At 40.8% G+C, this 7,546-nt stretch carries 6 protein-coding genes; all 6 read left to right on the top strand.

Translation table 11 applies throughout. The features are described from left to right. On the top strand, nt 1-1,975 hold a 1,975-nt coding region (gene infB, locus H5072_RS07615), incomplete at its 5' end, for a translation initiation factor IF-2 (RefSeq protein ID WP_182693170.1). Nucleotides 1,976-2,084: 109 nt separating this feature from the next. Beyond that, nucleotides 2,085-2,567 (top strand): 30S ribosome-binding factor RbfA, encoded by a 483-nt coding sequence (gene rbfA, locus H5072_RS07620; protein WP_182673886.1) that lies wholly within the window; start codon nt 2,085-2,087, stop codon nt 2,565-2,567. Continuing rightward, entirely contained in the window at nt 2,551-3,510 is a 960-nt protein-coding gene (gene truB / locus H5072_RS07625) for a tRNA pseudouridine(55) synthase TruB (protein ID WP_182693171.1), read from the top strand. The genes rbfA and truB overlap by 17 nt, the downstream gene beginning before the upstream one ends. Nucleotides 3,511-3,663: 153 nt before the next feature. After that, complete coding sequence (rpsO, locus tag H5072_RS07630; RefSeq protein ID WP_002958490.1) at nt 3,664-3,933, top strand: 30S ribosomal protein S15; 270 nt, start codon at nt 3,664-3,666, stop codon at nt 3,931-3,933. A gap of 620 nt (nt 3,934-4,553) precedes the next feature. Beyond that, entirely contained in the window at nt 4,554-6,668 is a 2,115-nt protein-coding gene (pnp, locus tag H5072_RS07635; RefSeq protein WP_182693172.1) for a polyribonucleotide nucleotidyltransferase, read from the top strand. 141 nt (nt 6,669-6,809) lie between these two features. After that, nucleotides 6,810-7,546, top strand: a 737-nt coding sequence (nlpI, locus tag H5072_RS07640) for a lipoprotein NlpI (protein WP_182693173.1), incomplete at its 3' end; no start/stop codon positions are given.

Below are 7,546 nucleotides of genomic sequence, written 5' to 3' on the forward strand. Positions count from 1 at the left end.
GAAACGCGAAGAAACAGCGGATCATCATCTTACGACTTCAACTTATGCACGTGAAGCAGAAGATGTTGCCGATGCTCGTGATGAGCAAGGCACTCGCCGTGCTAAGAAAAAGAAAAAAGCGCCAGCAAAAGATAAATTTGCAGCGTCAAGAGGCCGTAATAAGTCTAAATTAAAAGCACCAGCATCGCTGCAGCATGGTTTCCAAAAACCAACTGTTGATGTTAAAAATGAAGTGCGTATTAGCGAAACAATTACAGTAGCTGAGCTTGCATCACGCATGGCTGTTAAAGGCGCTGAAGTTGTCAAAACAATGATGAAAATGGGTGACATGGTTACTATTAACCAAGTGATCGACCAAGAAGCTGCACAACTAGTTGCAGAAGAAATGGGTCACAAGGTTATCATTGTTAAAGAAAACGAATTAGAGCAAACAGTACTTAACGACCGCCATGAAGATGGTAAGTCAGAGCCTCGTGCTCCAGTAGTAACTGTAATGGGTCACGTTGACCATGGTAAAACATCGACTCTAGATTACATTCGTTCTGCGAAGGTTGCTTCTGGCGAAGCCGGTGGTATTACACAGCATATTGGTGCATACCATGTTGATGTAAATGGCAATATGATTACCTTCTTAGATACTCCAGGACATGCTGCATTTACATCAATGCGTGCTCGTGGTGCTAAAGCGACAGATATCGTAATCTTAGTGGTTGCAGCAGATGATGGTGTTATGCCACAAACTAAAGAAGCGGTACAGCACGCACGTGCAGCTGGCGTTCCTTTAATCATTGCTGTAAACAAAATGGATAAAGAAGGCGCAGATCCAGATCGCGTTAAAAACGAACTAGCTCAGCTAGACGTTATCCCTGAAGAATGGGGCGGCGATACGCAGTACGTTCATATCTCAGCTAAAACTGGTCTAGGTATTGATGACCTTCTTGAAGCCGTACTTATGCAATCTGAGCTTTTAGAGCTTTCTGCCCCTACCGAAGGTATGGCTGCAGGTGTTGTAATTGAATCTCGTCTTGATAAAGGCCGCGGTCCAGTTGCATCAGTACTTGTTCAATCTGGTACGCTTAACCAAGGTGACATTGTATTATGTGGTCTTGAGTATGGCCGTGTTCGTGCAATGCGCGATGAAAACGGTAAAGACATCAAGTCGGCAGGTCCATCTATTCCAGTGGAAATTTTAGGTCTTTCTGGTATTCCAGCTGCGGGCGACGAAGCAACTGTTGTTAAAGACGAGCGTAAAGCGCGTGAAGTTGCTTTATACCGTCAAGGTAAGTTCCGCGATGTTAAACTAGCACGTCAACAAAAAGCTAAGCTTGAAAACATGTTTACTAACATGACTGAAGGTGATGTTTCTGAAGTTAACGTGGTACTTAAAGCAGACGTTCAAGGTTCTATCGAAGCAATCTCTGATTCACTAACTAAACTTTCTACTGATGAAGTGAAAGTGAAGATTGTAGGTTCTGGTGTTGGTGGTATTACTGAGACTGATGCGACACTAGCTGCAGCGTCTAACGCAATTGTAGTTGGCTTTAACGTTCGTGCTGATGCTTCTGCTCGTAAAGTGATTGATACTGAAAACTTAGACCTTCGTTATTACAGCGTAATTTATGCCTTAATCGAAGAAGTTAAGCAAGCAATGTCAGGCATGCTAGCACCTGAGTTTAAACAAGAAATCATTGGTCTTGCGCAAGTTCGTGACGTATTCAAGTCTCCAAAAATTGGCGCAATTGCTGGTTGTATGGTTACTGAAGGTGTTATTAAACGTAGCGCTCCAATCCGTGTACTACGTGAAAACGTGGTTATCTATGAAGGTGAACTTGAGTCACTTCGTCGCTTTAAAGACGATGTTGCTGATGTTCGTAACGGCATGGAATGTGGTATCGGCGTTAAGAACTACAATGACGTACGTGTTGGTGACCAAATCGAAGTATTTGAAACAGTTGAAGTACAACGTACTCTTTAATTGTTAGCTCGCTAAACTAATAAATGGGGGCTTAGCCCCCATTTGTGTATCCATTATTTAATTAGCTTATTATTAAATTTCAATAAGTTATGATTTTAGGACAAATGCAATGAGAGAATTTTCTCGCACTGATCGTGTTGCACAGCAAATCCAAAAAGAAATTGCTGTAATTTTACAACGCGAAATTAAAGATCCACGCTTAGGTATGGTGACAGTGTCAGCGGTAGAAGTATCGCGTGATTTATCTTATGCCAAAATTTTCATCACTGTGTTTAACACACAAGATGAAGATGCAGCTAAGCAAAGCGCTAAAGTACTTAATGAAGCAACGGGTTATATTCGCTCGTTACTTGGTAAGCGTATTCGTGCTCGTATAATGCCTGAGTTAAAGTTTGTAGTTGATAATTCACTGATGGAAGGTATGCGTATTTCTAATTTAGTGGATTCTATTATCCGCGAAGATAACGCAAAGCATGTCGATGAAGATGTAGAAAGTGTTGATGCTGATATTTCAAATAGTGAACAAAGTACTAAGCACGTAGAAGATACAGATAGCGAAGAAGGCACTGATACAGATGGCAAAGCGCAGTAAAGGCCGTGCAGTTGACGGGATTTTGTTGTTAAACAAACCGCAAGGCATTTCATCAAATAAAGCTCTGCAGCAAGCGAAAGGTGTTTATTTTGCACAAAAAGCTGGCCACACTGGGGCTTTAGACCCGCTTGCTACAGGTATGCTGCCAATTTGTTTTGGTGAGGCGACTAAGTTTACGCAGTTTTTACTCGATACAGATAAAACCTATATCGTTCGTGCAAAACTGGGTGAGCGTACAACAACATCAGATTCTGATGGCGAAATCGTAAGCACGAAAGATGTGAATGTGACGCGTGAGCAGTTAACAAAAGAAATTGCAGCTTTTGTTGGAGAGTCAGATCAATATCCATCAATGTACTCAGCACTTAAGTATCAAGGTAGACCATTATATAAGTACGCACGAGAGGGTATTGAAGTCCCTCGTAAATGCAGAAAAATAAATGTGTTTAGCTTATCGTTTGACGAATTTGATGAACAAAACAACGTATTACAAATGACGGCTCATGTATCAAAAGGGACGTATATTCGTACAATCGTTGATGATTTGGGCGAAAACCTAGGGTGTGGCGCACACGTTATAATGCTTCACAGAACTGCTGTTGGTCAGTATCCGGCAGATAAAATGGTTTCGCTTGATGAAATTGAAGCGTTGCTTGCTAAAGCGAAAGCAGAAGAGCTTACGCCTTCTACTTATTTAGACTCGTTGTTATTACCTATAGACACTGCTTTAACTGATTTACCTGTTATTGAAATTTCGAAAGAGCAGGGCAAAGTATTTAGTCATGGGCAAGCAGTCGAGTTACCTGAAGCTTTACCTGAGGGGGCAATTAAAGTTGTTGCGGATGGTGTGTTTATTGGTACTGGCGAGCGCAACTCAAGTGGCCATTTAAAGGTTAAACGTGGTCTTGCTAGCCAGCAAGATGATTACGTAAAGCCTGAATAAGCAATTAGTGTGCCCAGCAGTGGCTTATTAGTTGTAGATGGGAATAATTAACTTGTAGTTATTCCCACAGTTGGTAGAATACGCCGGCTTAATCGTTTTGGCTGAATTAGTGATCGGCTAAGACACCTTTTAAATTTAATTTTTGGAGTTACTATGTCACTAAGCAATCAAGAAAAAATCGATATCATTGCTAAATTTGCACGTGCAGAAGGCGATACAGGTTCATCAGAAGTACAAGTAGCATTACTTACTTATGATATCAACAAGCTTCAAGGTCACTTTGCTGATCACAAGCATGACTTCCACTCACGTCGTGGTCTGCTTCGTAAAGTAAGCACTCGCCGTAAACTACTTGATTACCTTAAAGGTAAAGATATCACTAGTTATACTGCACTAATCAAAGAACTTGGCCTACGTCGTTAAGAACTAGATTATAGAAATGGGAGCTTTTTAGCTCCTTTTTTTGTGCCTAAAATTTGTGTTTGAAAATAAAACAAATTTATAAACTTATTGAATTATATTGTAAAACTCCTATTTCATAGCTTATCAAGCATCGTTGTATTTACCCACTCATTAGCCCAGCTTAAATCTAGTAGCTAGTGTGTGTTGACCTTTCGTGATTAATTTTGCAGCTGTATGTTTGGTCTTTAGGCAAGGCAGCGCCTATGTAGTGTGTTTATTCCCCATAAATAGGCGATAACGCAGCATAAATGCCAAACATGCGCTGCCCTGCGGGTTCATCCTAGGGGCGATTAACTCTTTGTTGCTCGATTTTTACTTAGCCCACTAGGTTACAAATCTCGCGCCTTGATTAAATCGCCCCTAGATTGAACAAATTTCAATCCACAAAGATCAACACACCCTAGACTCGCATTTTGAAGTAGCTTTGGTATATACTATGCGCGTAGGTAAAAAGGTTTATCTGCAATTATTCACATCATTGCCAATTGTAGTACTTAATTGATTTCCAACTGAATACAATTATGTACTGTAATTGGTACTTTGATGACAACTTATTAGAATACATTTAAGGAATATTTTAAGTGCAAGCAATTATTAAAGAATTCAAACTAGGTCAACATACAGTGACTCTAGAAACTGGTGCAATCGCTCGTCAAGCAGACGGCGCTGTACTTGCAAGCATTGGCGACACTTCAGTTTTAGTAACTGTTGTTGGTAAGCGTGAAGCACAACCTGGTCAAGACTTTTTCCCACTAACAGTTAACTACCAAGAGCGTATGTACGCTGCTGGTCGTATCCCTGGTGGTTTCTTAAAGCGTGAAGGTCGTCCTAACGATGGCGAAACTCTTATTGCACGTCTTATTGACCGTCCAATTCGTCCACTTTTCCCAAGCGGCTTTGTAAACGAAGTACAAGTTATTGCTACTGTTGTTTCTGTTAACCCTGAAATCCAACCTGATATGGTTGCGATGATTGGTACTTCAGCAGCACTTGCTATCTCTGGTATCCCATTCAGTGGTCCAATTGGTGCATCTCGCGTTGGTTACATCAACGGCGAATACGTACTTAACCCTACATTAAAAGAGCTTGAAGAAAGCCAACTTGATTTAGTGGTAGCCGGTACTGATAAAGCGGTACTTATGGTTGAATCAGAAGCTAACGTACTTGCAGAAGACGTAATGCTTGGCGCTGTTGTATATGGTCATGAGCAATCTCAAGCGATCATTACTGCAATCGAAGAATTTAAAGCGCAAGCAGGCAAGCCTACTTGGGATTGGACTGCACCTGAGAAAAATGTTGCACTAGAAGATAAAGTAGCAACTATTGCTGCTGAAAAAGTAGGCGCAGCTTACTTAATCACTGATAAAGTAGCGCGTAAAGAAGCTCTTGGTGAAGCTAAAGATGAAGTTGTTGCAGTATTAACAGCTGAACTTGCTGAAGGCGAGTCTTTAGACAAGCAAGAAATTGGCAAAATCTTCGGTTCACTTGAGAAGAAAATCGTTCGTGGCCGTATAGCTGCTGGCGAAAAACGTATCGATGGTCGTGAACCAGATATGATTCGTGCACTAGACGTAATGACTGGCGTATTACCGCGTACTCACGGTTCTGCTATCTTTACACGTGGTGAAACTCAAGCGTTAGTAACAGCGACACTTGGTACAGAACGTGATTCACAGTTAATCGACGATTTAACTGGTACTCATAAAAACCACTTTATGCTTAACTACAACTTCCCTCCATTCTGTGTAGGTGAAACTGGTTTTGTTGGTTCTCCTAAGCGTCGTGAAATCGGCCATGGTAACCTTGCTAAGCGTGGTATTTCAGCTGTAATGCCTACACTTACTGAGTTCCCTTACTCAATCCGTGTAGTATCTGAAATTACTGAATCAAACGGTTCTTCTTCAATGGCGTCTGTTTGTGGTACTTCTCTAGCACTTATGAACGCGGGTGTACCAATTAAAGCATCTGTTGCCGGTATTGCGATGGGTCTAGTTAAAGAAGACGATAAATTCGTTGTTCTTTCTGACATCTTAGGTGATGAAGATCACTTAGGTGACATGGACTTTAAAGTTGCCGGTACTGCTGCAGGTATTACTGCACTTCAAATGGATATCAAAATCGAAGGTATCACTCAAGAAATCATGCAAATTGCGCTTAAACAAGCAAAAGCTGCACGTTTACATATCTTAGAAGTGATGGATGAAGCGATTTCTGCTCCTTCTGAAGAGCTATCAATGTTTGCTCCTCGCATATACACAATGAAAATCCCACAGAAGAAAATCGCTGAAGTTATTGGTAAAGGTGGCGCAACTATTCGTCAGCTTACTGAAGAAACTGGTACAACGATTGAAATCGGTGACGACGGTACAATTAAAATTGCCGCTACAGATGGCGAAAGTGCAGCTAATGCAATTAGCCGTATTGAGCAATTAACAGCTGAACTTGAAGTAGGTACTATCTACGAAGGTAAAGTTGTACGTATCGTAGACTTCGGTGCGTTTGTAAACATTCTTCCTGGTAAAGATGGTCTAGTACACATTTCTCAAATTAGTACTGAGCGCGTTAATAACGTGGCTGATCACCTTTCTGAAGGTCAAGAAGTTAAAGTTAAAGTACTAGAAGTAGATCGCCAAGGCCGTGTACGTCTAAGTATTAAAGAAGCAATGGAATCAGCAGCACCTGCAGCTGACGCGTAATTGCTAACTTATTAATCTAGTTATATTAGCTAGATAGTAAAAAAGGGGCTGTTTAGCCCCTTTTTTTATGCTTTAATGAAACCTTATTGGACAAGGTCTGTCTTATATTAATCGCGATATATCTTGGTATTAAGGATTTTAATGATACTCAAACATTTAGCTTTGGCATCTTTTGCTATTTTGTCTTTAAGCGCTTGCCAAACTACAACAGAATCAGAACCAACCCCGATTGTTAATGTGCCATTTACTGCACCTTTAGCTTCTGACTTTAGAAGTGAAATTGCTATTGCACGCTACTCAGAGCTATTAAATAGAGCCGACTTAAGCGAAGAACAACAAGCTAAGCTTTATTACGACCGTGGTGTACTTTTTGATAGTCTAGGTATGACAACTCTTTCGCGTATTGATTTTAATCGCGCAGTAAAGCTTAAGCCTGATTTAGCTGAAGTGTATAATTTTTTAGGTATTCAACATACGCTTATGCAGCAGTATGAAAAAGCCTATGAGTTTTTCGATTCTGCCCTAGAACTTGATGAAGAGCATGAATACGCCTATTTAAATCGTGGTATCGCACTGTATTACGGCGACAGAGCAGGCCTTGCTAAAAATGATTTTAATGAATTTTTAGCTCGCTCTCCAAAAGATCCGTACCGAGTTTTATGGGTTTATTTAGCACAAGCACAAGCACAAGAGGATAAAGCCGTTGCGCTTGATGCACTTAAACAAAATGCCACTGCGCTTGATGAGTCACAATGGGCGTATCAGTTAATTTCTCTTTATACGGGGGATATGAGTGAACATGCATTTTTATCTGGCATTAGTGATGGTGTTAGAACTGAGCAAGAATATGCGCAGCGTTTATGCGAAGCTTATTTTTA

It is taken from the genome of Pseudoalteromonas sp. SR45-5 (genome assembly GCF_014163565.1).
In the GTDB taxonomy this organism is placed as follows: domain Bacteria; phylum Pseudomonadota; class Gammaproteobacteria; order Enterobacterales; family Alteromonadaceae; genus Pseudoalteromonas; species Pseudoalteromonas distincta.